Source organism: Halobacteroides halobius DSM 5150 (genome assembly GCF_000328625.1).
Lineage (GTDB): Bacteria > Bacillota > Halanaerobiia > Halobacteroidales > Halobacteroidaceae > Halobacteroides > Halobacteroides halobius.
The window spans coordinates 1,030,662-1,057,262 of the sequence record NC_019978.1; the positions used below are offsets into that span (position 1 = coordinate 1,030,662).

Below are 26,601 nucleotides of genomic sequence, written 5' to 3' on the forward strand. Positions count from 1 at the left end.
TGGGTGGTGTTAAAGTATGGAGTTTAATTTAGAGGGACAGGTTAACAAGTCAGAGGAAGTTTATAACTTGAATAATAAACCACCGTTTTGGGAGACGGTACTACTTGGTTTTCAGCATATGTTAGCAATGTTTGTAGGGATTATTACGCCACCGTTAATTGTTTGTGGTGTGGTTGGTTTTAATGCAATAGAAACTAGTTTTATTGTAAGTATGACTTTAATAGTATCAGGGATCACCACTTATTTACAATGTACAAAATTAGGGCCAATTGGTTCAGGGTTGTTAGGAGTACAAGGAACTAGTTTTACTTTTGTACCAATGGCTATTGCTGCAGGTAGTGCAGGGGGGTTACCTTTGATTTTGGGTATGTCTTTGGTTGGCTCTACAGTAGAAATGATTGTAAGTAGGTTTATCAAACAAGTTAAAAAATATTTTCCACCTGTAGTCTCAGGAACAGTAGTGATGATGATCGGCCTTAGCCTTATGGAAGTAGGAATCACTGATTTTGCTGGGGGGCAAGGAGTTCAAAATTTTGGTAGTCCTCAAAATTTAATGTTAGGCTTCTTTGTATTGATAATAATCATTCTTTGTAATCGCTTTGGTACAGGGGTAATTAAAGCAGGAGCGATTGCTATTGGAATAACGGCTGGTTATATAGTTTCTATCTTTTTAGGATTAATTAACTTTGGCCCTATAGCAGAAGCTGGTTGGTTTACTATTCCTATTCCTCTAAAATACGGAATAGCATTTGACTGGAACCATTTATTGCCATTTGTTTTGGCCTATTTAGTAACTAGTATTGAGACGGTTGGTGATTTAACTGCTATTGCTAATATATCTGGTGAACCTATAGAAGGTGAACTTCATGCCAAACGTTTGAGTGGTGGGTTATTGGCTGATGCTTGTGGTAGTGCTCTTGCTGCTATATTTAACTCATTACCCAATAGTACTTTTAGTCAAAATACTGGTGTGATTCAGATTACAAAGGTAGGTAGTAGAGTGGTTGGGGTTGCTGTAGCTGGATTTCTTGTGTTACTTGGTTTATTACCTAAATTTGGAGCCATTATTTCTGTAATGCCTGCTTCTGTATTAGGGGGAGCTACAGTTGCTTTATTTGGCATGGTTGCTACATCTGGAATGAAGATTGCTGTTAAAGATGGTTTGACAGATCGTAAGTTATTTATTTTAGCTATTGCGTTAAGTTTTGGACTAGGAGTTACTATGAAGCCTGAGGTTGTAGCCCAACTTCCTCAATGGTTATCAGCTTTAGCATCATCGGGAGTAGCAGTCGGAGCCTTATTTGCCTTTATGCTTAATTTGATTCTACCTAAGAATAATACTAATTAATAATAGATTAAATTATGGAGGTGGAAGAATGGGATATGATAAAGTTAATAAATCTGCTAAGCGGGTAGATGCTTATGAGAAAGTAACGGGCAGGGCCAAATTTGGAGCTGATCATTACTTTCATAATATGTTATATGCTAAGGTGCTTATGTCTGACTACCCTCATGCAGAAATTTTGGATATTGATGTAAAACAGGCTAGAGAACTACCAGGCGTTAAAGCAGTATTGACAGCAGATAATATTCCTAATAATGAATTTGGGGTAATTATAGAGAACCAACAAGTATTAGCTAAAGAAAAAACTATGTATATTGGTGATGGAGTTGCTCTTGTGGCTGCAGAGAGCAAAAAAATTGCTAAAAGAGCACTTGAGTTAATTGAAGTAGAGTATAAGGAATTAGAAGGAGTATATGATCCTTTAGTAGCTAGAAAAGCAGATGCTAAGTCAATTCATGCTGACTTAGATAATAATCAGGTTGTACATCATCCTCTACGGAAAGGGGATGTAAAAGAAGGATTTGCTAAAGCAGATGTTATCTTAGAACGGGAATATACAACTCAGTTTATTGAACATAGTTATATAGAACCTGAATCTATAGTAGTAGTACCGTATGAAAGAAATTGTCTAGTTAGCATTTATGGTTCTATCCAAAACCCGTATGCTACTCGTGATGCTGTTGCTTCAGTATTACAGACTGATTTAAGTAATGTTCGGGTGAATCAAAATAATATGGGAGGAGCTTTTGGAGGAAAAGATGAAAATATGTCCTCAATGGCAGCTAGAGCTGCAGTTTTAGCTTTAGAAACTGAGCGCCCAATAAAAATGGTTAATAGTCGAGAGGAATCTATGTTAGAAAGTTATAAAAGACACCCTTATTCTTTACAGTATAAAGTAGGAGCCAGTGAAGATGGTGAATTGTTAGCTATGGAGATTGAAGCAGTAGCTGATAGTGGAGCTTATGCTTGCCAAACACCATTTGTTACTTGGCGTTCTGTAGTTCAAGCTACTGGTCCTTATGAAATTCCTAATGTAAAAACTGATACTTATGGTTTTTATACTAATAATGTTTATACAGGAGCTATGCGTGGTTATGGTTCACCTCCAACTATTTTTGCTCAAGAATCATTAATGGATGAGTTGGCCCAAGAATTAGATATAAAGCCAGATGAGTTGCGAAAAAAGAATATGTATCGTAATGGTTCAGTAACTGCTAGTGGCCAGAAGCTAAATAAACATGAAGTAAGTTTAAAGCAAGTAATGTCTGAGGCTATGGAAGCTATTGATTATCAAGAAAAATATAATAAATATAGTAATGATCAACCTTGTGATAAGAAGCGAGGCATTGGGATGTCAATTAGTTTTCGAGGTGTTAGTTTAGGAGCTGAAGGGGTTGATGCTGCTGGTGCAATAGTATCTATTCAAAAGGATGGAAGCTTGATTATTCATGGTGCTTTAGCAGAAAATGGTCAGGGTTTAAAGACGGTCTTCTCTCAGATGGTAGCTGAAGAGTTAGGTGTTAGTTTAGATAGTATCAATTATATGGAAGTTGATACTTCTGTAGCTCCTGAAAGTGGTTCTACAGTTGCCTCTCGAAGTACCTTAGTAGGTGGTAATGCAGTTAAAGATGCTGCTGTAAAACTAAAGGGGATAATTAAAGAATTTACTGCTAAAGAGTATGATTTAGCAGAAGAAAATATTATTTTACAAGATGATTATCTATATACTACTGCTGGAGAAAAAATAGCTTCTTTCAAAGAGATTATTAGTCAAGCTTATGGCTCTGGAGTCTTTTTATCTGCTTATGGTTGGTATCAAAGTCCAGATATTAGTTGGGATGAAGAAACAGGTCAGGGAAGTCCATATTTTACTTATGTGTATGGTTGTCAGATAGCAGAAGTTGAGGTTGATACTGGAACAGGTCAAGTTGATGTTTTAAATATGACAGCAGCTCATGATGTAGGTAAGGCAATAAATCCAGCTAATGTAAGGGGCCAAATTTATGGTGGTGTTGTAATGGCTATGGGCCATTGTATTATGGAAGATTTAGAGACTGAGAATGGTTATATTAAGACCACTAATTTTGATGAATATTTAATTCCAACCGCTAAAGATATTCCTGATATCACACCAATTATTGTAGAAAATCCTGATCCTGATGGGCCATACGGAGCAAAGTCTATTGGGGAACCAACTTTAGAATTAGGTAGTGCTGCAATTAGTAATGCTGTTGCTCAAGCGACAGGTAAAAGAATCAGGGATTTACCACTCAATTTAGAACGAGTCTTGATTGGTCGCTCTTTGAGTAAAGGAGGTAATAAATAATGTTAAAGTATGAGTTTTTAACCACCAAGGAATTAGACCAAGCTTTAGATTATTTAAAAGAGTATGATAACGTAGAAATAATTGCTGGTGGTACAGATGTTCTGGTTAATATGCATAATCAGGATTTTGATAATTCAAATCTGGATTATGTGTTAGATATTTCTAATCTTAAGGGATTAGATAAGATAAAGAAAGAGGAAGAATATATTAAGCTTGGCCCGCTTGTGACTCATGCTAATATAATGAAGAATCCAATTATTCAAAAAGAGTATCCTTTATTAGCAAAAGCAGCTAGTACAATAGGCTCAACCCAAATTAGAAACCGGGCTACTGTCGGAGGAAATATTATTAATGCTTCTCCGGCAGCTGATTTACTACCTCCTTTAATAGCTTTAGATGCTAAGGCTGTTTTAGAGTCCCAAACCAAAAGAAGGGTTTTACCTTTAAGTAATTTAGTTACTGGTCCTTATAGAACGGATATTAAGTCTAATGAAATACTAACTGAGCTTAAGATTCCTTTAGATAATCAGCAATTATATGGTAATTTTCAAAAAATAGGGAGAAGAAAGGCACTAGCTATTGCTAGATTAAACCTAGCTTTAGTAACTAAAGTGGATGCTAATCAATTTTTTGCAGATACAAGGCTAGTGCCAGGTGCAGCTACCCCTTCTCCACAAAGATTTGAAAAATTAGAAGCAGCTATTGATGGGGAAAAGATTGCTGATATTAATCTAGAAGAGATTGGTAGATTGGCCCATCAAGAAATGGTTTCTATTACAGGAGAAAGATGGTCTACCCCATATAAAAAACCAGCTATTGCTACCTTAGTACAACGCGCCCTACGGGAGATAATTAAGGAGGTAAATCATAATGAATAAAATTGAAGTGACTCTTATAGTAAATCATAAGAAAGAAAATTTAGAGGTAGCTCCAGATGAACGCTTATTAGATACTTTACGAGAACAATTGAATTTAACAGGGGTTAAAGAAGGATGCGATGTTGGTGAATGTGGGGCTTGCACAGTAATTCTTGATGGAGAAGCAGTCCATTCATGTATGATTCTTACTGCTCAAATAGATGGTGGTGAGATATTAACAGTTGAAGGTTTGGAGATAGGTGGGAAACTGGATCCTTTACAACAAGCTTTTATTGACCATCAAGCAGTACAGTGTGGTTTTTGTACTCCTGGTATGTTAATGTCTGCTAAGGCATTATTAAATAAAAATTCTAATCCTAGTAGAGAAGAGATTAAAACAGCAATTGATGGAAATCTCTGTCGTTGTACGGGGTATGAACAGATAATTGGAGCTATTGAAAGTGTAACCAAATAGAAACTATATATTTTGGTAAGGAGGAAAAGAGATGTCTTCCATTTTGATAAAAAATGTTAAAGAAATTATAACTATGGACCAAAAACGTAATAGATTGCAGGGGTATGATATATTAATTGAGGAAAATAAAATTAGTAAAATAGATCAGGAGATAAAGCAAGATGCAGAAGAGGTAATTGATGGGACAGATTATTTTCTTTATCCAGGCTTAATTAATACTCATCATCATTTTTATCAAACTTTAACTAGAAATATAGCAGCAGCTCAAAATATAGAATTATTTGATTGGTTAAAGTATCTTTATCCTATTTGGGCCAATCTAACCCCTAGGGCAGTTTATTATAGTACTTTAGTTGCTTGTGGAGAATTACTAAAGACTGGCTGCACTACAGCTGTTGATCAGTTTTACGTCTTTCCCCATAACCAACCAGATAATTTGATTGATCAGCAATTTAGAGCGGCACATAAAATAGGTATTAGATTTCATGGCTCCCGAGGCAGTATGTCTTTAAGCGAAAAGGATGGGGGCCTTCCTCCTGATGAAGTTGTACAGACAGAGGAGGAAATTTTACAAGATTCACAACGAGTAATTGAAAAATACCACGATAATGATCCATTCTCTATGCAACGAGTGATACTTGCTCCATGCTCTCCTTTTTCGGTAACAGAAAATTTGATGAAGGAATCGATTAAATTGGCCCGTAGATATGGAGTGCAAAGCCATACCCATCTTGCTGAAACAAAAGATGAAGAAGAATTTTGCCAAGAAACATTTGGAATGCGTCCTCTTGAATATATGAAAAAAGTAAACTGGATTGGTGATGATGTTTGGTATGCTCATGGTATTCACTTAACTAAAGAAGAATTAAAGCGGATGGCCGAGACTAAAACTGGTGTAGCTCATTGTCCAGTATCAAATCAAAAATTAGCATCAGGAGCAGCAAAGGTTCCCTATATGTTAGAAGAAGGAGTTCCAGTTGGATTAGCGGTTGATGGTAGTGCAAGTAATGATTCTTCTAATATGATATTAGAAATGAAGGCTGCTTTTTTGTTACACCGTTTAGTATCAGGTATTTCTAGTATAACTGCTGAGGATGTTTTAGCTATGGCTACTAACGGAGGGCGTAATATCCTAAATCAATCTCAGATAGGTAGTATTGAAGAAGGGAAAGCAGCAGATATGTTTATGGTAAATAAAAACAGACTTGGGTTTGCCGGAGGATTATCTGATCCAGTTTCTGCTCTAGTTAACACAGGAGATACTCAAATAGTAGATATGACAATAGTAAATGGAGAGATTGTCGTTCGTAATGGAGAATTAGTTGCTGTAGATGAAAGTGAAATTATTAATAAGGCTAATAAAGTTTCTCAAGAAATGATTAACCAGTAATTTAGTCAAAAAATTCTTCATTAAAGACAGGGAGAGATTTATATGTTTATTTTAGGCCATGGAACAGTCGTTACTATGACTGAAGATGCTATGATTATTCGTGATGGTGGAGTGGTAGTGGACGGAGAAGAAATTATTAAGGTTGGAAAAACAAATAAATTAAAGGAAGAATATGCTAAGGCTGATTTTAGAGATGTATCAGGAAAATTGATAATGCCTGGATTGATTAATACTTACATGCATCTATATAGTACTTTTGCTCGGGGGATGGATCTTAAGACAGATAATTCTCCTAAGAACTTTACTGAAATACTGAAAAAACTATGGTGGAGATTAGATGCCAAATTAAATAAGGATGATATATATTATAGTGCTTTATATGCCATTATTGATAGTATAAAACGAGGAACTACGACCATTTTTGATCATCATGCTAGTTTTGGTTTTATTGATGGTAGCTTAGATATAATAGCTAAAGCAGTAAAGGAAGCTGGGATAAGAGCTAATTTATCATATGAGGTTTCTGATAGGCATGGTTTTCAAAAAGCAATGGCAGCTTTAAATGAAAATAAAAGATTTATAAATTCTCTAAAGGGTAAAGAGAATAATTATTTAGGAGGGACTATTGGTTTACATGCTTCATTTACTTTAGAAGATAAAACTTTAGAGCAAGCAGCAAATTTAGCCGATGAATTAAAAGTTCCTTTTCATCTTCATACAGCTGAAGGATGGGCTGATGTAAAAAATAGTAGACAAAGAGGTTATAAAGGAGTTATTGATAGATTAGATAGATATAATATCTGGCGGCCTCAAACATTAGCTATCCATGGGGTTTATTTAAGTAGAGATGAACTAGAAAAATTAGCCGATAAAAAATGTTATTTAATTCACAACCCCCAGTCAAATATGGGAAATGCAGTTGGTGTAGCTCCAGTTAAATCAGCTTTTGATTCTAGCCTTACAGTAGGGTTGGGTACGGATGGTTATACAACAGATATGTTTACAAGTACTAAAGTAGCTAATCTTTTACAGTCACACAAACAAGGTGATCCTCGGGCTGGTACTAATGAAGCAAGAAAAATGGCTCTAGTAAATAACAATCTCATTGCTAATAACTTCTTTGCTCCGGATTTAGGGCAATTAAAGCAAGGGGCTGCTGCTGATATCATTGTAGTAGATTATACTCCTCCGACACCTATTACTAAAGATAACTCCTTTTTTCATCTGCTAATGGGGTTACAAGGTAGTATGGTAGATACTACGATTATTGGTGGAAAAGTCCTTATGGAAAATCGGGAGGTGAAATGTGTAGATTATGAGCAGATATGTCGAAAAAGCCAAGAGCAAGCAAAAGATTTCTGGAGAAGATTTTAAAGGATATTTTGCGCCTGAAGGTATAGAAGGAGCAATTAATCTATTAGAAGAATATGGAGACCAAGTGGTTATAGTGGCTGGTGGAACTGATCTACTAGTTGATTATAATGAGAGATTATATGATTTAGATGGTATCTTAGATCTAAAAAATATTGAGAAATTATCAAAAATAAATGTTAAAGAAGATCATATTGAGATTGGAGCTATGGTAACTCACACAGAAATTGAAAAATCAGCTAGTTTAAAAGAGTATTTACCTATATTAAGTCAGGCTGCAGCAGATGTTGGTTCTCCTCAAATTAGAAATCGAGGCACAATTGGAGGTAATGTTGTTACTGCTTCTCCAGCGGGTGATTTATTACCAGCGTTGTTAGCCTATAAGGCAGAGTTTGAATTGGTTTCTATTAAGGGAAAAGAGAGGGTATTAGCTAAAGATTTTTTTACAGGTCCTAAAAAGGCAGTTATTACTCCAGAACAATTATTAACCAAAATTATAATTCCTAAGCCTAAAGAAACTACATTTAGTGTTTGGAAAAAAGTAGGCAAAAGGAAAGCTTTAGCCATCTCAAGTATAACCCTAGCTTTAGTTATTGAGTTTAATCAGGATAATCTAATTAGTGATGCTAGAGCTTGTATGGGGGCAGTAGCTCCTACTCCAATAGAGATTAAAGAATTCAAGAGTAAACTACAAGATAAAAGTATAGAACAAATAGATTACCAAAAGTTGGGCCAAATAATAGCAGATAATATTTCACCGATTGATGATATAAGAGGAACTGAAGAATATCGTAGAGATACTGGAAGAGATATTATGATAAGTGCTCTAAAGGAATTAAATTCAAACTGGAGGTGAAATAACTTGAAAATCACACTAACAGTAAATGGTGATAGAAGGAAGGTAGAAACTACCCCAACTACTCGTTTGCTTGATCTGTTAAGGGATGATTTAGGCTTAACTGGTGCCAAAGAGGGGTGTGGAAAAGGTGAATGTGGTGCCTGTTCTGTGATAATGAATAATGAATTGGTAAACTCATGTCTTATTTTGGCGCCACAAGCAGATGGTGCAGAGATCTTGACTATAGAAGGGTTAAATGTTGAGGGGGATCTACATCCTATTCAAGAATCTTATATTGAAGCTGGTGCTATTCAATGTGGTTTTTGCATTCCAGGTATGGTTCTAGCTAGTAAAAAATTACTAGATAAAAATCCCCACCCTAATGAAAAGGAAATAAGAAGAGGAATTTCAGGTAATATCTGTCGTTGCACGGGTTATCAAAAGATAATAGATGCTGTTAAAATATCAGCAGAAAAATTAAATAGTAAAAAGGGGGGAGAACATGAGTAAAAAGGTGGTCGGGAAGAATATAAAAAAGGTTGATGCAAAGGATAAAGTAACTGGTCAGGCCCCATACACCCGTGATATAAACTTTGAAGATATGTTATATGTGAAAGTCAAGAGGGCTACACGACCTCATGCTTATTTACGCAAACTTGATGTTAGTCAGGCAGAGCAACTAGCTGGGGTAGTTAAGATAATTACTGCTAAGGATTATCCTGATTTAAATAATTTTGGCTTAATTATAAAAGATCAGCCTGTCCTAATTGATATTGGTGATAAGATGCGATTCATGGGGGATGTTTTGGCTATAGTGATTGCTAAAACTGAAGAAATAGCTACTAAAGCTCTTGAGTTGATAGAAGTTGAAGTTGAAGAATTAGAAATTATAACTGATCCATTAGAAGCTATGGAAGAAGATGTGCCAGCAATTCATGAAGCTGAAAGCGAACTAATTTCTGAATATTTAGATAACAATATTTCTTCTAATAATATATTATGTGATCATTATCTAAAAAAGGGAGATGTAGAAGAAGGATTCTCTCAAGCTGATTTAATAGTAGAAAATGAATATAAGACACAACATATAGATCAGGTTCCCTTACAGGTAGAAGCTGGAGTAGGATTGTATGATGAAGAAACTGGATTAATTAAAATCTGGGCTGCTACCCAGTGGTTACATGATACACAAGCAGATATTGCTCAGTCTATAGGTCTTCCTAAAGAAAAAGTAAGGATCATTCAGCCAACTATAGGTGGTGCCTTTGGAAAAAAAGAAGATATTTCGGTTCATATCCACCTTGCTTTAGCAGCTATGGAAGTAAAACAACCAGTTAAGTTCAGTTATACTAGAGAAGAATCAATGATTTCTCAATCTAAACGACATCCAATGACTATTAGACATAAAACTGGAGTAACTAATGAAGGTTATCTAACAGCTTGGCAGACAGAAGTTATAGGTGATGTAGGTGCATATGCTTCAAGTAGTCCAGCAGTAGTTCATAAAAGTTTATATCATTGTACAGGGCCATATAATGTAGAAAATGTCAAGGGAGTTTCTTATGCTGTTTACACAAATAACACTTATACAGGTGCAATGAGAGGATTTGGTGCTACTCAAATGGGATTTGCTTATGATTCTCAGATAGATATTATAGCAGAAAAACTAGGTATGGATCCCTTTGAATTCCGTCTCCAAAACACTTATCAGCTAGGGTCAACAACCCCTAATGGTCAGGTTCTAACCAAAAGTGTAAATGTAAAAAGAACAATTCAAGAAGTAAAGGATATGTCGAAAAGGGGGGATGATCGGTGAAAAAATACGGTAAAGGAATTTCAACTATAATGTTTGGCTTTGGGTATGGAGAAGGATTTCCCGACCATTCTATTGCTTCAGTTGAAATCGAAGCTGGCGGAACTATTCTTGTTAAAACAGCAGCAGCTGATGTGGGCCAAGGGGTTTTAACGGTAGTTGCGCAGATTACAGCAGAAGTTTTAAAAGTTAGTCCTGATATAATCAAAGTTAGCCAGGGGGATACCCATTTAACAAAGAATGCAGGTTCTACTTCTGCTACTAGACAGACCTTTTTTACCGGTAATGCTGTAAAAGAAGCAGCAGAAGAATTATTAAGTAAGATATATCATCATGCTAGCTTAGAATTTAGGAGTAATCACCCTGAAATGGGGGTAGAAAATGGTTATATCTTTAGACATGATAAGCCTAATAATAAAATTAGTTATTGGGATTTAGCTAATAAAGTAAAAGATAAGGGAGAAGAACTTAAAGCAGAGGCCTCTTACTTTCCTAAAACTTATGAACCAGATCCAGCTACTGGCCAAGCTAAAAAAGTATATGTAGCATATACATTCATGACCCAAGAGATTGAGGTAGAAGTAGATACCACTACAGGAGAAGTTGAAGTTTTAAATGTAAATACAGCTATTGATTTAGGTAAAGCTATTAATCCTAAAGGAGCAGAAGGTCAGATAGAAGGAGGAACTGTTCAGGGTGTAGGGATGGCTCTTATGGAAGAACAAGTAATAAAGGAGGGAATAACTTTTAATCCTGATTTAAGTGGATATGTAATACCTACTGCTATGGATAGTCCTAATTTTAAATCTCGATTGGTTGAAGATGAAGATTCAGATGGGCCGTTTGGTGCTAAGGGTATTGGAGAACCAACTACTATTGGTGCAGCGCCAGCAATTGCTAATGCTATATATGATGCTATAGGAATTAGATTTTATCAACTGCCTATAACCCCTGATAGAGTAAAGAAGGCTTTAAAGAAAAGAGGATAAAATAAATCTTAGGAGGAGATTTATATGACAAACTTAAGTTTAGATCTTTTTGGAATTGACTTTGCAAATCCGGTTATGCCAGCCGCAGGGCCACCTATTAAAGATGGTAAAGCAGCCCATAAAGCTAAAGAAGGAGGCGCTGGTGCCATCGTAACAAAGACTATATCTGTTAAAGCTGCTCAAGTACCAAGACCTAATATGGCAGAGGTTAAGAGCGGATTTATAAATACTGAATTATGGTCGGAATTATCTCCGGAACAATGGTTAGAAGAAGAATATCCTAAGGTAAAAGAAACTGGTTTGCCAGTCATTGTAGGATTGGGCTATTCAGCAGAAGAGATAAAAGAGTTGGCCCAAAAGGTAGAACCTTATGCTGATGCTTTAGAATTATCAACTCATTATCTGGGTGATGATACTTCACCAGTAGTTAATAGTATTAAAGCAGCTAAAGAAGCAACTGACATTCCAGTGATAGTTAAAGTAAGTCCTCAAGTTGATATACCTGTATTTGCTAAAGCTGCAGAAGAGGCTGGTGCAGATGGGATTGTATTAATAAATTCCTTTGGACCTACTCTTGATATTGATCTTAAAACTGGAAAGCCTGTAATGGGTAGTGATAATGGTTATGGTTGGTTATCAGGAGATGCTATCTTTCCTCTAGCGCTAAGATGTGTTTTTGAAGCGGTTGAGGCAGTTGATATTCCAGTTATTGGTGTGGGAGGAGTTTCGACTGGTGCAGATGCACTAAAGATGATTATGGCTGGAGCACAAGCGGTACAAATTTGTACGGCAGCTATTGTTGATGGGCCTAAAGTATATGGTGAAGTTGTAAAAGAAATGGAGGATTTAATGTCTAAGTTAGGATATAGTAGTTTAGATCAGATTAGAGGCTTGGCCCATAAAGAACGATCAGAGACTGCTAATTTTGAGACTATTGCACCAGATGTAAATTACGAGTCTTGTACGGGGTGTGGTTTATGTGTAACTAGTTGTGTTTATAATGCTATTAAGTTAAATGAAGAGAATAAAGCAGTTATTGATGAGAAGAAATGTGAAGGTTGTGGACTTTGTGTAACCAGATGTAATTTTGCGGCTCTTAGTTTATAGAATAATATTAAATCTTAATTTATTCATTAATTTAACAAGGTAGTTGCTAAAAACAGAGGTATAGAGGAGGGGTATATTTGAATTTAGATTTATTAAATAAAGCTCGGGGGAAGAAAAAGGCTGATTTAGTATTGAAGAATGGTAAAGCAGTAGATGTTTTTAATGAACAAATAAAAAAGCTAGATGTAGCTATAGCTAATGGTGTAATTATTGGAATTGGGTCTTATAAAGGCCAAGAAGAAATAGATTTACAGGGTAAAGTACTTGCACCTGGTTTTATTGACGGGCATTTACACCTTGAAAGTGCTATGACTAAAGTAAGGGATTTTGCTCAGCAAGTGATTTCATTGGGGACTACTACAGTTGTAGCTGATCCACATGAGATAGCAAATGTTATGGGGTTAGAAGGTATTAGGTATTTATTAGAAGCAGGCCTTTCTCTTCCTTGGAATTTTAATTTATTGTTGCCCTCCTGTGTTCCTGCAACTAAATTTGATACTTCAGGTGCTATTCTAAAAAGTGAAGATTTAGAGGAATTAATTACAGCCAATGGAGTCTTTGGGCTTGGTGAAGTTATGAATTTTACTGGTGTAATCAATGGGGAAAAGAGTCTTTGGGAAAAGTTAAATTTATTTAAGGATTATTTTATAGATGGTCATGCTCCTGGATTGACAGCTAAGGATTTAAATGCTTATTTACTAGGAGGCATTAAAGCTGACCATGAGTGTACAACTTCTCAAGAAGCTATTGAGAAGATCAGTAAAGGAATGTATATCATGATTAGAGAGGGGTCAGTAACTCGAGATCTTAAAAGATTACTACCAGCAGTAAATGAACAAAATAGTAACCGTTTTTTATTTGCTACTGATGATCGCCATCCTAGAGATTTAGTTAAAGAAGGCCATATTAATTTTCTAATAAAAAAAGCAATAAAGAATGGTCTAAATCCTTTACAAGCAATAAAGTTTGCTACTATAAATTCAGCTACTGCTTTAGGTTTAGAGAATACAGGAGCTATAGCTCCTGGGTATAAGGCTGATTTAGTTGTTATTGATGGTCTAAAAGAGTTAAAGGTTAAACAAGTCTTTAAAGATGGTAAACTTGTAGCTGAAGATGGCAAATTTATTTTGGATTCTAAAGAAGAACACCAGATTTCTGAAATTAAGAAACAGAAGATTTATAATTCAATCAATATTGGTAAAATAGAAAAATCAGATTTTATCTTACCAGTAAGTAATAAGTATCGGGTAATGGAGTTAATTAAAGATCAGATAATAACTAAGCAATCTACTGTTAAGCTAACTTCTCAACAAATATCATCTAAGCAACTAATTGAAAAGAACTTAGTTAAATTAGCAGTAGTAGAACGACATCAAAAGACAGGGAATGTTGCCTTGGGGTTACTAAAAGGTTTAGGTTTACAAACTGGAGCAATAGCTACTTCTATTGCTCATGATTCTCATAATATCATTGTAGCCGGACTAGATGCTAAAGATATGTTATTAGCAGTAAAGGAGATAGAAAAGATCCAAGGAGGCATTGTTATCACTAATAAGGGGCAAGTAGTAGAACAGTTAGCCTTACCTATTGCTGGTTTAATGTCAGATAAACCTTTGCTTAAGGTTGCAGAAAAAATAACTAGCTTAAGGAAAGTTGCACATTCATTAGGAGTTACTTATCAAGAACCATTTATGACACTATCCTTTATGTCACTTCCTGTTATTCCTGAATTAAAGATCACGGATAAGGGTTTATTTTCTGTAGAAGAATTTCAATTTGTTCCTTTGGTTGTAGAGTAATTTTAGGGAGGTGATAAATTTTATTAACTAAGGAGTTGGGCAGGCGATTAAAATAAAGGAGGTTAAAATATGAGTGACCCTAATCCTAAAACAGGGGGAAGTATTAATAATAGTGGCATTCTAGAAAGAACATTTCAGTTAAGTGAGCATAATACAGATATTAAAACTGAAGTGTTAGCTGGTATTACCACATTTTTAACTATGGCCTATATTATTTTTGTCAATCCTTCAATTTTGAGTGATGCAGGTATGCCTTTTGGAGGAGTTTTTATAGCTACTATTGCTGGGGCAATAGTAGGAACATTAAGTATGGCTTTGTTAGCTAATTATCCGTTTGCTTTAGCATCTGGTATGGGCTTGAATGCTTTTTTTGCTTATACTGTAGTTGGTAATATGGGAGTTCCTTGGCAGGCTGCATTAGGTGTAGTATTTTTAGAGGGGATAATCTTTATTCTACTTAGTGTAACCCCGGTTAGAAAAAAGATAGTTAACTGTATCCCTATGTCTTTAAAGTCTGGTATTTCTTCTGGTATAGGTTTGTTTATATCCTTTATTGGTTTACAGAATGCAGGTCTTGTTGTATCTAGTTCAGCTACTTTGGTAAAGATGAGCCCTGATCCATTATCAGGAGCTTCACTTGTAGCTATTATAGGAATGATAGTAACAGGGGTATTATATGCCTTACAGGTTAAAGGAGCTCTTTTATTAGGGATAATTATATCGACAATCATTGGCTGGTTTAATGGAGTTACGCCCCCTTTAGAAGGAATAATCGCTATGCCAAAGTTTGGAGAGTGGTCTTCAGTTTTATTTAAGTTAGATATTAAAGCGGCTATAGATGTTGGAATTATCAGTGTTTTGCTCTCGTTTCTATTTGTTGACTTGTTTGATACAGCTGGCACTTTAGTAGGTGTTAGTAAACAGGCGGGATATATTGATGAAGATGGTAATTTGCCAAAAGCTAATAAAGCTTTATTAGCTGATGCTATTGGTACTACATGTGGTGCTTTATTTGGGACTTCAACAGTAACCACTTTTGTAGAGTCTTCATCAGGTGTAGCTGAAGGTGGCAGAACTGGTTTAACAGGGGTAGTAGTTTCATTTTTATTCTTTCTAGCTTTATTTTTCAAGCCTTTAATTTCTATTGTACCAACAGCTGCTACTGCACCAGCGTTACTTTGTATAGGAACAATGATGATGGCAAATATTGTTGATCTTGATTGGGATGACTTTACTGAAGTATTTCCAGCCTTTATTGCTATGATTGCTATGCCTTTAACCTATTCTATCTCTCATGGGATAGCACTTGGATTTATTCTTTATCCACTGGTTAAAGTATTTACTGGGAGAAAGGATGAAGTTAATTGGCTGGTTTATTTGTTGGGTGTAGTCTTTTTAGGTTATTTTATTTGGATGTAGAAGCAATAAAGAGTAAGGAGGGAAGACGATCTTCTCTCCTTGTAAATTAAATAATAAGGATGTGTTCTAACTAATGATTACAGCAGTTATATTAGCAGCGGGTGAAGGAAGTAGAATGGGGACTTTAAAACAATTGTTACCTTGGGAAGATAGTACAATTTTGGAGACAGTGATTAAAAATATTGCAGAGACTAGATTTGTTGATGATGAAATTAGAGTTATCTTAGGAGCTCAAGCAGATAGAATTGAAAAGATCTTAAGTTGCTGGGACGAAAAGAGATTAAAAGTGTTAAGAAACAACAATTATAAGGAAGGCATGCTAACTACCGTGCGTCAAGGGATAAAAGATATTCCTATTACTACAGAATATATTATGTTAGCTCTAGGAGACCAGCCTTTAATAACTACTGATATTTTTAATCTGGTTCTAAAAGAGTGTTTAAGAAAAAAACCGGATATAATGGTACCAGTAGTTAATGGAAAAAGAGGTCATCCTTTACTTATAAATAAAAGGCTAATTCCTGAAATTCATCTTCTTAAGAAACAAGGAGGATTACGTAACTTATTACATAAATATCCAGAAAGAGTATATCATTTTAATATTAATGATGAAAGTATTATAGTTGATCTTGATTATTATGAAGATTATCAAAAACATAGAAGATGACTAATTTACAATAAATTCATAATTTGTTATAATAAACACATGACATGTTAGCATTATATGAAATCATATAGTGCATAATTATTTAATTAGGAGTGAAAAAGATGGGAAAAACATTACAAAGATCTTTAGATATTAAACCAGCAGATGTAATTACAGTAGTAGGAGCTGGGGGTAAAACTTCTACCATTATAGCTTTAGTACGAGAGCTAATTAGAAAGCGATTGATAATTACAACAACTACTCATTTTAACAAATTTAAGCAATTTTATCATAAGGAGGTTTTGACTTCCAAGCAAGAAGATTTAATAAAAAAGATAAATAATATTTTAAGAGAGCAACCTAACCAAAAAATAGTTATAGGTCAGAAAAGAATTGATGATAAAATCAAAGGTATTCCTCCGAGTTGAATAGATAATTTTAAAGCTACCTTTTCTAATTTTAATATATTAGTTGAGGGGGATGGTGCTGCGAAAAAACCAATTAAAGCTCCAGCTTCTTATGAACCCGTAGTTCCTAAAAAAACTGATATATTAATTCCAGTCTTAGGAATGAGTGTACTAGGGAATAAACTTAATGAGCAATATTGTCATCGCTTACAGCAACTTAGAAAACTAACTGATAAAAGTATAGTTGATCAGAAATTAATAGTAAAAATATTAACCTCAGTCAATTCATATGGTTATTATCAAAAAAGAGTGAGAGATTACATTCCTATTTTAAATCAGGTTACAAAGAATAATTTAGTAAGAGTAAGAAAGATTGCTTTTAATTTAATAGAGCTAGGTATCAAAAGAGTAATTATTGCTAATACTCGAGGTTATAATCCTGTATTAGAGGTAATTCAAAGCTAAGATGATAGGGGGGAACATGTTTAATGATATGTCTAAAATAAATGTATTGCTTAAAGGTGGAGGGGATTTAGCCTCTGGGATTGCTTATAGATTATATCAAAGTGGTTTTAATGTAGCAATTAGTGAGATTAAACAGCCCTTGATGGTTAGAAGAACAGTTTCTTTTGCTGAGGCTGTCTATAAAGGAGAACATGAAGTAGAAGGGATAAAAGCTCAATTTACTACAGAATGGAGTCTTTTTAAAGCTATTATAGACCAAGGAGAAATACCTGTATTTATTAAGGAGCAATTATCTTATTTTAAGGAAAGATTTAAGCCACAGGTAATAATAGATGGGCGGATGTTAAAGCAGAAACAAGAGACTAATTTAAAGGAAGCTTCTATAGTTATTGGTATAGGACCAGGGTTTAGGGCTGGGGAGGATGTAGATGCGGTTATTGAAACTTGTAGAGGGCATTATTTAGGGAGAGTAATTTACCAAGGGACTACCATTCCTAATACGGGCCAACCAGGAAAAATCATGGGTTATAGTCAACAGAGGGTTTTACGTGCTCCTTGTGATGGCATATTTCGAAGTAAGAATAAGTTAGGAGATAAAATTAAGCAAGGAGAACTATTTGGACTGATAGGTGATAGACCACTAAAGGCAGAGCTTAGTGGAGTAATTAGGGGCCAAATCCACCCTGGGGTCAATGTTAAAAAAGGTATGAAGATAGGTGATATAGATCCGAGAAATGATAGAGATTACTATAACAAAATTTCTGAAAAAGCTCTTGCGGTTGGTGGTGGAACTTTAGAAGCTATACTACATTTGGCTAATAAAAAGCTAAAGGAGGAATCAGTTACCAGTGGAACAAATTGATTTTTATACACAGATAGCAGTTGCTTATAAACAGGATGAAAAAGCTATGGTCGGTACAATTACTGCCATTAAAGGGGATAGTAATTTTCAGTTTGATCCTGTAGGGAGTAAAATTTTAGTATATCAGGAAGATGAACTAGTTTATCCAACTAATCGAATCGAATTATGGCAACAAATTAGGGATAATATAGAATCATTTAATCAACTAATGGATTTAGATCATCCAACATTAAAAAAAGTAGCTATTAGTCAGGAGACTGAAGTTGAGATCTATTTTGAGCCAATTATAGAAGAACCCCGATTATTAGTTTTTGGAGCAGGCCATGTTGCTCAGCCTTTGGCTCAGATAAGTAAAATGGCAGATTTTAAGGTGACAGTAATTGATGATAGAGCAGATATGGTAAATAAGCAACGCTATCCTCAGGCTGATAAGCTAGTTTGTGCTGAATTTGATAACTATCTACAAGATTTAAAGATAAGAGAGAATGATTATTTAGTGATTATTACCCGAGGACATCAACATGATTATAAGGTTTTACGAGAGGTAGTTACAAGTAAAGCAAAGTATATAGGAATGATTGGTAGTAGCCGTAAAGTTAAAATATTATTTGATCAGTTAAGAGAAGAAGGTATAAGTCAAGAATTAATAGATAAGGTTTATGCCCCAATAGGAGTAGATATTGCTAGTGAAACTCCAGCAGAAATAGCTGTTTCAATTACTGCAGAGATGATTTCTATAAGGAGGAATGAATAATGGATAGAGATTTAGTAGATAAAATTATAGAGTATAAGGGCGAGGATTATTTGGCCCTTGCTACTGTCATTTCGGCTACAGGATCTTCACCAAGAAATAGTGGAGCACAAATATTAGTTTATCCTAATGGTAGTATTTATGGAACGGTTGGAGGAGGTTTATCTGAAGCAGAGACTATTAAAAAAGCCCAAGAGTTGATACAAATTGGGGAGAGTAAAAAATATTCATTTGATATGAGTAATGACCAAGTGGCTAAAGCTGGGGGAGTATGTGGGGGCCAAGTTGAGATTTTTATTGAAACTATAAAAGTAAGTAATTAACAGGTTTTACTGATTAAGAAGAGGAAGTTTGAAAAATTAAAAGCTATTTAATTAGGAAGGGGATTATTAATGGGAATTAAAAAGATACCTGTTGAAGAAGCAGTAGGTAGAGTGGTAGCTCATGATATGACTCAAATTGTCCCAGAAAAATTTAAAGGAGCTAGATTTAAAAAAGGGGATCTGATTGATAATAGTGATATATCTACATTAAAGGATATGGGCAAAGAACATATATATGTTCTTACTTTAGAGGAAGGAATTATCCATGAAGATGATGCAGCTTATCGAATTGCTAAGCATGTAATCGGAAAAAATATTGCTTTATCAGAAGTTAATGAAGGAAAAATTACTCTTAAGGCGCAGCAAAAAGGTATTTTAAAGGTAGAGAAAGATTTATTATTAAAAGTTAATAGTAGTAATCAAATTTTAATAACTTCTAGTCATAATAATATGTTTTTACAGGCTGGAGATTCTATAGCTGGAGTGAGGATTAATCCTTTAACTATTGAAGAAGAGAAGTTAGAAAAAGTTGAAGATATTATTAGAGATCAAAGCATTTTTAAGATAGAACCTATTGTTAATAAGAAAGTAGGCATAGTAGTCACTGGGAGTGAAGTTTATAATGGGCGCATTAAGGATCAATTTGTGCCAACTTTACAGAAAAAGTTTCAGCGCTGGGGAGGAGAATTATTAAATTCTATTATTGTTCCTGATGAAGTTGATCAAATTACAGCAGCTTTATCTAGTTTAAAAGAATCTGGGGCAGAGATACTGATTACTGGTGGGGGAATGTCAGTTGACCCTGATGATTTGACGCCCCAAGGAATAAGAAATACTGGAGCTCAGATTATTAAGTATGGCATACCAGTATTACCAGGAAATAAGTTAATGTTGGCTTATTGGGATGATATACCTATACTAGGACTACCAGCCTGTGTTATTTTTGAAAAAATTACTGTTTTTGATCTAGTGTATCCTCGTCTTTTAACTGAAGAACATATAACAAGAAATGATTTGATAGAGTTAAGTTATGGTGGATACTGTCACCATTGTGAAATATGTCAGTTTCCTAAGTGTTCTTTTGGTAGATTTTAATTTTTAAAAACTTTTACTTAAAATTTTTTAATATAACTTGAAATATTTTAAATTTAATATTACAATAATTGTAAAGGGATTAAAAATTATACTTTAGCGTTGAGGAAGGCGATAAGATATGATTTTAAAAAATGGTAAAGTAGTTATTAATAATTTTTTAAAAGAGGTAGATATTAAGATTAAAGGCAGTAAAATTGTAGCTATAGAAAATGAGTTAAAGTCAAAGGAAGAAGAGGAAGTTATTAATTTGGCTGGAAAGTTAGTTTTTCCCGGCTTGATTGATAGTCATACTCACTTTCAACTTAAATCTAGAGGAACAGTAACTGTTGATGATTTCTATTATGGGACTAGATCAGCTGCTTACGGTGGGGTTACAACTATCATTGATTATGCTGAACAAACTACAGAGTCTATTATAGCTGGGTTGAAAGAAAGAAAAAAGGAAGCGAATGAAGAAGCAGTAGTTGATTATACTTTTCATCTTGTTATTAATAAAGATTTTAATCCGGAAAAACACCTAAATGAATTATATCAACTAAAAAGGCTAGGAATTTCAAGTTTAAAAATATTTACTACGTATGAGGACTTATATATGTTAGATGAAGATAAATTAGATATTTTATTTAAAACTGTTGCAGATAGTGGATTATTAATTACAGTTCATGCTGAGGATAATCAAATAATTAAAACACAACAAGAAAAGTATAAGGATTTAGATAAAACAGATATTAGTTATCATCCTGATATAAGGCCTGGGTTAGCTGAGCAGAAGGCAATTGAAAAATTAAATAAGCTTAGTAAAAAAAGAGGAACCTCCCTTTATATAGTTCATCTATCTTCTAAACAAGGGTATAAAGTAGTAAAGGAGGCTAAAAAATCAAATTCAAACTTATATGTTGAAACAGCTCCTCATTATCTTACTTTAACTAGAGATGAGTTAGAAAAACCAACTGGTAGATTAAGTTTAATGACTCCTCCATTGAGAAATGAAGCAGATAATCAAATGTTATGGCAAGGGATTATAGATAATATGATAGATGTTATTGCTACAGATCATTGTGCTTTTAGTAAAGAACAAAAAGCAATTGGTAATGATTCATTGGATATTTTCCCTGGTATACCTGGAGTAGAAACAATGTTACCTTTGATTTATACTTATGGTGTAGACTACGAACGTATTTCATTAACCAGATTAGTAGATTTGCTTGCTGTTAAACCAGCTAAGCTTTTTGGTCTTTATCCGCAAAAAGGTAGTCTTAAAGAAGGAACTGATGCTGATATAGTGATATATGACCCTACAGTAGAATGGACTTTAAAGGATGATAACCTACATTCTCAAGCTGGCTACACTCCTTATCAGGGTCTAGCCGTAAAAGGGAAAGTAGCTATGACTATGATTAGAGGAGAGATCATAGTTAAGGATAATAAATTTAAAGGAAAGAGAGGCTATGGTGATTTTATTAAAGCTAACTTAACTACTTAAAGAAAATGATGATGCTAAATTTGTTAGAAAATTTAGAACTAAGGAGTACTTGTAATGGGAATATGGTTTAATTGGGAGGTTGGAATTACAAGGAAGGAGAGTAATTTGATGTATAAGATAATTAAAAATAAAGTTTTAGCTCCTATGATAACAAAGTTAGAGGTTAAGGCTCCAGAAGTAGCTGCTAAAGCGAAGCCAGGTCATTTTCTAATTGTCAGAGTAGATGAGCAGGCAGAAAGAATTCCATTGACAATAGCTGATTACAATCGAGATAAAGGAACAATTACAATTATTATTCAGGAGGTAGGTTTTAGTAGTCGTCAGATCTGTAACCTAGATAAAGGAGATGCCTTTTTAGATTTAGTTGGCCCGTTAGGGGAGCCAATTGAAACTAAAGATTATGATAAAGTAGTCTGTATTGGTGGAGGGTTAGGTAATGCACCATTATATCCTAAGGCTAAGTCTCTAAAAGAGCATGGAGCAGAAGTAGTTAGTATTTTAGGGGCTCAGACAGCTGCGAAGTTGATCTTAGAAGAAGAATTTAATGAAGTGAGTGATAAATTATATATAGCAACTGATGATGGCTCTAAAGGTAAAGAAGGCTTTGTAACAGATATTTTAGAAGAGTTATTAGAAGCAGGAGAGGAATTTGAATTAGCGATTGCTATTGGGCCAATGATTATGATGAAAGCTGTATCTGAATTGACAGCAAAATATGATTTAGAGACAATGGTTAGCTTAAATTCCTTAATGATTGATGGTACAGGGATGTGTGGAGGTTGTCGAGTAACAGTTGCTGGAGAAACTAAATTTGCTTGTGTAGATGGGCCAGCCTTTGATGGACATCTAGTAGATTTTGATGAACAGCTGAGAAGACAACAATTTTACAAAGAACATGAAGCAAAAGTTAAGCAACAGTCTGAGCATGCTGGAGGTGAGCACCAATGTCACAAGAAGAAGTAAAATATGAGATGCCAGAACAAGATCCAGTAGAACGAACTGATAATTTTTCTGAAGTAGCTTTAGGTTATGACGAAGAGACTGCCATTAAAGAGGCTGAGCGTTGTTTACAATGCTCTAATCCTAAGTGTAAAACAGGATGTCCAGTAGAGGTTGATATTCCAGAGTTTATTGAATTAGTGGCAGAAGGTAAGTTTGAAAAGGCAGCTAAGAAGGTTAAAGAAAAGAATAACTTGCCAGCTATCTGTGGACGGGTCTGTCCCCAAGAAGAGCAGTGCGAAGCTGAATGTATAGTAGGAATTAAGAATGAACCAGTAGGAATTGGTAGATTAGAGAGATTTGTAGCTGATTATATTCGAGATAGTGAAAAAGTTAAGCCAGTGAAACAAGATAAAGGTAAGGTGGCAGTTGTTGGTGCTGGACCAGCTGGATTGACTGCTGGGGCTGATTTAGCTAAAATGGGTTATCAAGTGACTATCTTTGAATCTTTTCATAAACCAGGTGGAGTTTTAACTTATGGAATCCCTGAATTTAGACTACCAAAAGAGATTGTTCAAGATGAAGTAGAGAAGATTAAGGATTTAGGGGTAGAGATTAAGCTTAATAAAGTAGTCGGTAAGATTAAAGGAGTCGATGAATTATTTGCAGAAGGTTATGATGCTGTCTTTGTAGGAACAGGAGCTGGTTTACCAAAGTTTTTAGGCTTAGAAGGAGAAAACTTAAATGGAGTTTATTCTGCTAATGAATTTTTAACTCGAGTTAATTTAATGAAGGCCTATAAATTTCCTAAGTACAAAACACCAGTTCATGTTGGAGATAAAGTAGCAGTTGTAGGGGCAGGTAATGTAGCTATGGATGCTGCTCGAACAGCATTAAGATTAGGGGCCAAGGAATCAATGATCGTTTATCGTCGAGGTCGAGAAGAGATGCCAGCTCGAGAAGAAGAAATTCATCATGCTCAAGAAGAAGGAGTTGAGTTTAAGTTACTAAATAATCCAACTCGTATTTTAGGAGATCAAGATGGATTTGTAAGAGGTATGGAATGTGTTAAGATGGAGTTAGGAGAGCGTGATGAATCAGGTCGAAGACGTCCGATTGCAATTGAAGGATCTGAATTTGAAATAGATGTTGATACAGTAATTATGGCAATTGGACAAAATCCTAATCCAATTCTTTTACAGGATACTCCAGAGATAAAAACAACTGATTGGGGTACAATCAAAACTGATGAGAGTAAAGAAACAAGTAAAGAAGGTGTCTTTGCTGGTGGAGATGTAGTAACTGGTGCTGCTACAGTAATTGAGGCTATGGGAGCAGGTAAACAGGCTGCTCAATCTATTGATCAATATATAAAAAGTAGAAAGAAATGAATATTGTATTAGGGATATTATTAGATTAGAAAAGAAATATTTTAGCCAAAAACTATGATGCGATTTAAAATAGCCTACTGCTTCATATAATTAATAACCTATAAAATCCCTGAGCAATTAGTTTGGTTTAATTATAATCTAAGGAGGGATATTATGTCTAGAATGGTAGTGGCTTTAGGAGGGAATGCTTTAGGAGAAACTCCTTTAGAACAAAGGGAAATAGTACAACATACAGCTAAACAGATTGTTGATTTCATAGAGGAAGGTCATGAGGTTATTTTAGCGCATGGTAATGGCCCACAAGTGGGGATGATTAATCTTGCCTTTGAAAATTCAGCCCAATGCCAGGGCCAAACTCCTAAGATGCCATTTCCAGAATGTGGAGCAATGAGTCAAGGCTATATAGGATATCACTTGCAAAATGGTATTAAAGAGGAATTAAATAATAGAGGGATTGATAAAGCTGTTACTTCGGTAGTTAGTCAAGTGATTGTAGATAAAGATGATAATGCTTTTAAAAATCCTACTAAACCAATTGGTAGTTTTTATTCTAAAACAGAAGCAAAAAAGTTAGAAAAAGAAGGATATGATTTTATAGAAGATTCTGGTCGAGGCTATCGTCGTGTTGTTCCAAGTCCTATGCCGGTAGATATAGTAGAGAAGGATGTGATTAGTACTTTAGTAGAGAATGAACATATTTTAATTGCTTGTGGTGGGGGTGGGGTTCCTGTAGTAAGAGAAAATGGAAGTTTAAAAGGAGTTTCAGCTGTAATTGATAAAGATTTTGCTAGTGAAAAACTTGCAGAAATATTAGAAGTAGATTTATTTCTGATTTTAACCGCTGTAGAGAAGGTAGCAATTAATTTTGGAACTACTAATGAAGAATGGTTATCTAAGATGGATATTAAAACTGCAAAAAGATATTGTCAAGAAGGTCATTTTGCTCCTGGTAGTATGTTACCTAAAGTTAAAGCAGCAATTAAATTTGCTGAAAGTAAAAAAGATAGAAAGGCATTAATAACTTCTTTAGATAAATCTAAAGAAGCTTTATTAGGGCAGACAGGAACAATTATATATGATGATTAGAGGAGATAAAAATGGTTTCAGCGATAGTTTTAGCTGCTGGGATGTCAACTAGATTAGATAAAGATAAATCTAAGCAATTACTTTCACTAGGTAAGAAAACAATTATAGAAACTGTTATAAATAAATTATTAGCTAGTGAGGTAGAAGAAATAATAGTAGTTGTTGGTTATCAAGCAGGTATGATTAGGAGTTTAATACAGAGTAAGGAAGTTAAAATCTGTTATAATAAAGATTATAAATTAGGTCAAAGTACTTCCTTAAAAAAAGGTTTGTTATCAATTGCTAGTAATTGTAAAGCAATTCTTTGTGTATTAGCAGACCAGCCTTTAGTTAGAAAAGAGACGATTAATCAATTAATTACTGAGTTTAAGGTAGAAGGAGAATTAATAGTAGCTCCAGAATATAAAGAACACAGAGGTAATCCAGTCTTGTTCTCAGCTGATTTAAAGTCAGAAATGTTAAAGATTAGTGGTGATCGAGGAGCTAGAGATTTAATTGATAAATATCGTAAGCAAAGTAAGTTAATTAAGGTAGATGATCAAGGAGTTATTTTTGATGTTGATACCAAAGAAGATTATTTAAGGTTATTAATCAAACATATTTATAGATTATTGTAAAATTTTTATTTATAATAATTATAGCTGAATAATTTAACAAAGAGGAGGAGATTTCTTTGAAACATAAAAATATTCCCCAAAAACTTGAATATTTTATACCAATGGTTCATTTTCTTGCTAATACATTAGGTGAACATTTTGAATTAATTGTATATGAGATTGATCAAGAAGAAGCAGAAGCTTCAATTATAGCCATTGAGAATTCCCATATTAGTAATCGAAAGGTAGGAGATAAGGCACCAAAACTGTTAAAAGATATATCAAATTCAATAAAAAAAGATGAAGATATGGTATTAAACTATATAACTAAAACTAATGAAGGTAGGCCTTTAAAATCTTCAACATATTTTATTCGAAATAATGAAGGTGAAATTATAGGTGCGTTTTGTATTAATCTTGATCTCACAAATATAAAGATTGCTCAAAACTTTTTGGGTGAGATTTCTAGTATAGAAGAAGAAGATTCATTAAGAGATAAATTCCCAGAGAATGTAGATCGATTCTTAGAGATAATTATAAGAAATAGTTTAGAAGAGGTAGATAAACCTGTTCCTTTATTAACTAAAGATGATAAACTAAAGATTGTTGAATATCTTGACGATAATAATGCCTTTAATATTAAAGATACCATTAATACTTTAGCTGATGAGTTAAATGTTTCCCGTTATACTATATATAACTATCTTGATGAAGTTCGGACCAATAAAAAATAAAGACTACTAGAAATAAAGTTGCTTCTGTTCTTAGCTAAGAACAGAAGCAACTTTTGTTTTAACTTATACTATCTTTTTTATAATCTTGGGCTGA

General features: G+C 34.3%; 24 protein-coding genes and 1 pseudogene. All 25 read left to right on the forward strand.

Features of this window, described 5'->3' with window-relative positions:
• Window positions 1-16 precede the first annotated feature (16 nt).
• The 25 genes and pseudogenes from HALHA_RS05120 (at window position 17) to HALHA_RS05245 (ending at window position 26,507) form a co-directional block, all read left to right on the forward strand.
• Window positions 17-1,348, forward strand: a complete 1,332-nt coding sequence (locus HALHA_RS05120; protein ID WP_015326728.1) for a uracil-xanthine permease family protein — start codon at window positions 17-19, stop codon at window positions 1,346-1,348.
• A gap of 28 nt (window positions 1,349-1,376) precedes the next feature.
• Window positions 1,377-3,671: a xanthine dehydrogenase family protein molybdopterin-binding subunit gene (locus HALHA_RS05125; protein WP_015326729.1), complete on the forward strand. Its 2,295-nt coding sequence runs from the start codon at window positions 1,377-1,379 to the stop codon at window positions 3,669-3,671.
• Window positions 3,671-4,549 (forward strand): FAD binding domain-containing protein, encoded by an 879-nt coding sequence (locus HALHA_RS05130; protein WP_015326730.1) that lies wholly within the window; start codon window positions 3,671-3,673, stop codon window positions 4,547-4,549. Before HALHA_RS05125 ends, HALHA_RS05130 begins: the two co-directional genes overlap by 1 nt.
• The gene (locus tag HALHA_RS05135; protein ID WP_015326731.1) at window positions 4,542-5,003 is read left to right on the forward strand and encodes a (2Fe-2S)-binding protein; all 462 of its coding nucleotides are present in this window, start codon (window positions 4,542-4,544) and stop codon (window positions 5,001-5,003) included. The genes HALHA_RS05130 and HALHA_RS05135 overlap by 8 nt, the downstream gene beginning before the upstream one ends.
• A 31-nt stretch (window positions 5,004-5,034) precedes the next feature.
• Window positions 5,035-6,393: an 8-oxoguanine deaminase gene (locus tag HALHA_RS05140; RefSeq protein WP_015326732.1), complete on the forward strand. Its 1,359-nt coding sequence runs from the start codon at window positions 5,035-5,037 to the stop codon at window positions 6,391-6,393.
• A gap of 42 nt (window positions 6,394-6,435) precedes the next feature.
• Window positions 6,436-7,767: a putative aminohydrolase SsnA gene (gene ssnA, locus HALHA_RS05145; protein ID WP_015326733.1), complete on the forward strand. Its 1,332-nt coding sequence runs from the start codon at window positions 6,436-6,438 to the stop codon at window positions 7,765-7,767.
• Complete coding sequence (locus tag HALHA_RS05150) at window positions 7,709-8,620, forward strand: FAD binding domain-containing protein (RefSeq protein WP_015326734.1); 912 nt, start codon at window positions 7,709-7,711, stop codon at window positions 8,618-8,620. Before ssnA ends, HALHA_RS05150 begins: the two co-directional genes overlap by 59 nt.
• A gap of 6 nt (window positions 8,621-8,626) precedes the next feature.
• On the forward strand, window positions 8,627-9,112 hold the full coding sequence (locus HALHA_RS05155; protein ID WP_015326735.1) for a (2Fe-2S)-binding protein: 486 nt from the start codon (window positions 8,627-8,629) through the stop codon (window positions 9,110-9,112).
• Complete coding sequence (locus HALHA_RS13815; protein ID WP_015326736.1) at window positions 9,105-10,418, forward strand: xanthine dehydrogenase family protein molybdopterin-binding subunit; 1,314 nt, start codon at window positions 9,105-9,107, stop codon at window positions 10,416-10,418. The genes HALHA_RS05155 and HALHA_RS13815 overlap by 8 nt, the downstream gene beginning before the upstream one ends.
• A complete protein-coding gene (locus HALHA_RS13820) occupies window positions 10,415-11,404 on the forward strand; it encodes a xanthine dehydrogenase family protein molybdopterin-binding subunit (protein ID WP_015326737.1) in 990 nt (329 codons plus the stop codon). Before HALHA_RS13815 ends, HALHA_RS13820 begins: the two co-directional genes overlap by 4 nt.
• 24 nt (window positions 11,405-11,428) lie before the next feature.
• On the forward strand, window positions 11,429-12,511 hold the full coding sequence (locus tag HALHA_RS05170; RefSeq protein ID WP_015326738.1) for a 4Fe-4S binding protein: 1,083 nt from the start codon (window positions 11,429-11,431) through the stop codon (window positions 12,509-12,511).
• Window positions 12,512-12,588: 77 nt separating this feature from the next.
• Window positions 12,589-14,310: an adenine deaminase gene (gene ade / locus HALHA_RS05175; protein ID WP_015326739.1), complete on the forward strand. Its 1,722-nt coding sequence runs from the start codon at window positions 12,589-12,591 to the stop codon at window positions 14,308-14,310.
• Between the two features lie 69 nt (window positions 14,311-14,379).
• A complete protein-coding gene (locus HALHA_RS05180) occupies window positions 14,380-15,729 on the forward strand; it encodes an NCS2 family permease (protein WP_015326740.1) in 1,350 nt (449 codons plus the stop codon).
• Window positions 15,730-15,802: 73 nt separating this feature from the next.
• Window positions 15,803-16,396: a nucleotidyltransferase family protein gene (locus HALHA_RS05185; protein WP_015326741.1), complete on the forward strand. Its 594-nt coding sequence runs from the start codon at window positions 15,803-15,805 to the stop codon at window positions 16,394-16,396.
• 101 nt (window positions 16,397-16,497) lie between these two features.
• Window positions 16,498-17,247, forward strand: a pseudogene (yqeC, locus tag HALHA_RS13675) (selenium cofactor biosynthesis protein YqeC).
• A gap of 16 nt (window positions 17,248-17,263) precedes the next feature.
• On the forward strand, window positions 17,264-18,109 hold the full coding sequence (gene yqeB, locus HALHA_RS05200; RefSeq protein WP_015326742.1) for a selenium-dependent molybdenum cofactor biosynthesis protein YqeB: 846 nt from the start codon (window positions 17,264-17,266) through the stop codon (window positions 18,107-18,109).
• Window positions 18,096-18,863, forward strand: coding sequence for an XdhC family protein (locus tag HALHA_RS05205; protein WP_015326743.1), 768 nt, complete (start codon window positions 18,096-18,098; stop codon window positions 18,861-18,863). The genes yqeB and HALHA_RS05205 overlap by 14 nt, the downstream gene beginning before the upstream one ends.
• Window positions 18,863-19,183: an XdhC family protein gene (locus HALHA_RS05210; RefSeq protein ID WP_015326744.1), complete on the forward strand. Its 321-nt coding sequence runs from the start codon at window positions 18,863-18,865 to the stop codon at window positions 19,181-19,183. The genes HALHA_RS05205 and HALHA_RS05210 overlap by 1 nt, the downstream gene beginning before the upstream one ends.
• A gap of 69 nt (window positions 19,184-19,252) precedes the next feature.
• Window positions 19,253-20,278, forward strand: a complete 1,026-nt coding sequence (locus HALHA_RS05215) for a molybdopterin-binding protein (RefSeq protein WP_015326745.1) — start codon at window positions 19,253-19,255, stop codon at window positions 20,276-20,278.
• Window positions 20,279-20,396: 118 nt separating this feature from the next.
• Window positions 20,397-21,761 carry a dihydropyrimidinase gene (gene hydA / locus HALHA_RS05220; protein WP_015326746.1) on the forward strand — a complete coding sequence of 455 codons (1,365 nt, stop codon included), beginning with the start codon at window positions 20,397-20,399 and terminating at the stop codon, window positions 21,759-21,761.
• Window positions 21,762-21,869: 108 nt separating this feature from the next.
• A complete protein-coding gene (locus HALHA_RS05225) occupies window positions 21,870-22,724 on the forward strand; it encodes a sulfide/dihydroorotate dehydrogenase-like FAD/NAD-binding protein (protein WP_041608047.1) in 855 nt (284 codons plus the stop codon).
• Complete coding sequence (gltA, locus tag HALHA_RS05230) at window positions 22,706-24,091, forward strand: NADPH-dependent glutamate synthase (RefSeq protein WP_015326748.1); 1,386 nt, start codon at window positions 22,706-22,708, stop codon at window positions 24,089-24,091. Before HALHA_RS05225 ends, gltA begins: the two co-directional genes overlap by 19 nt.
• 153 nt (window positions 24,092-24,244) lie before the next feature.
• Window positions 24,245-25,177 carry a carbamate kinase gene (gene arcC / locus HALHA_RS05235; RefSeq protein ID WP_015326749.1) on the forward strand — a complete coding sequence of 311 codons (933 nt, stop codon included), beginning with the start codon at window positions 24,245-24,247 and terminating at the stop codon, window positions 25,175-25,177.
• An 11-nt stretch (window positions 25,178-25,188) separates the two neighbouring features.
• Window positions 25,189-25,794: a nucleotidyltransferase family protein gene (locus HALHA_RS05240; RefSeq protein ID WP_015326750.1), complete on the forward strand. Its 606-nt coding sequence runs from the start codon at window positions 25,189-25,191 to the stop codon at window positions 25,792-25,794.
• A 56-nt stretch (window positions 25,795-25,850) separates the two neighbouring features.
• Window positions 25,851-26,507, forward strand: coding sequence for a helix-turn-helix transcriptional regulator (locus tag HALHA_RS05245; RefSeq protein WP_015326751.1), 657 nt, complete (start codon window positions 25,851-25,853; stop codon window positions 26,505-26,507).
• Window positions 26,508-26,601: the final 94 nt, after the last annotated feature.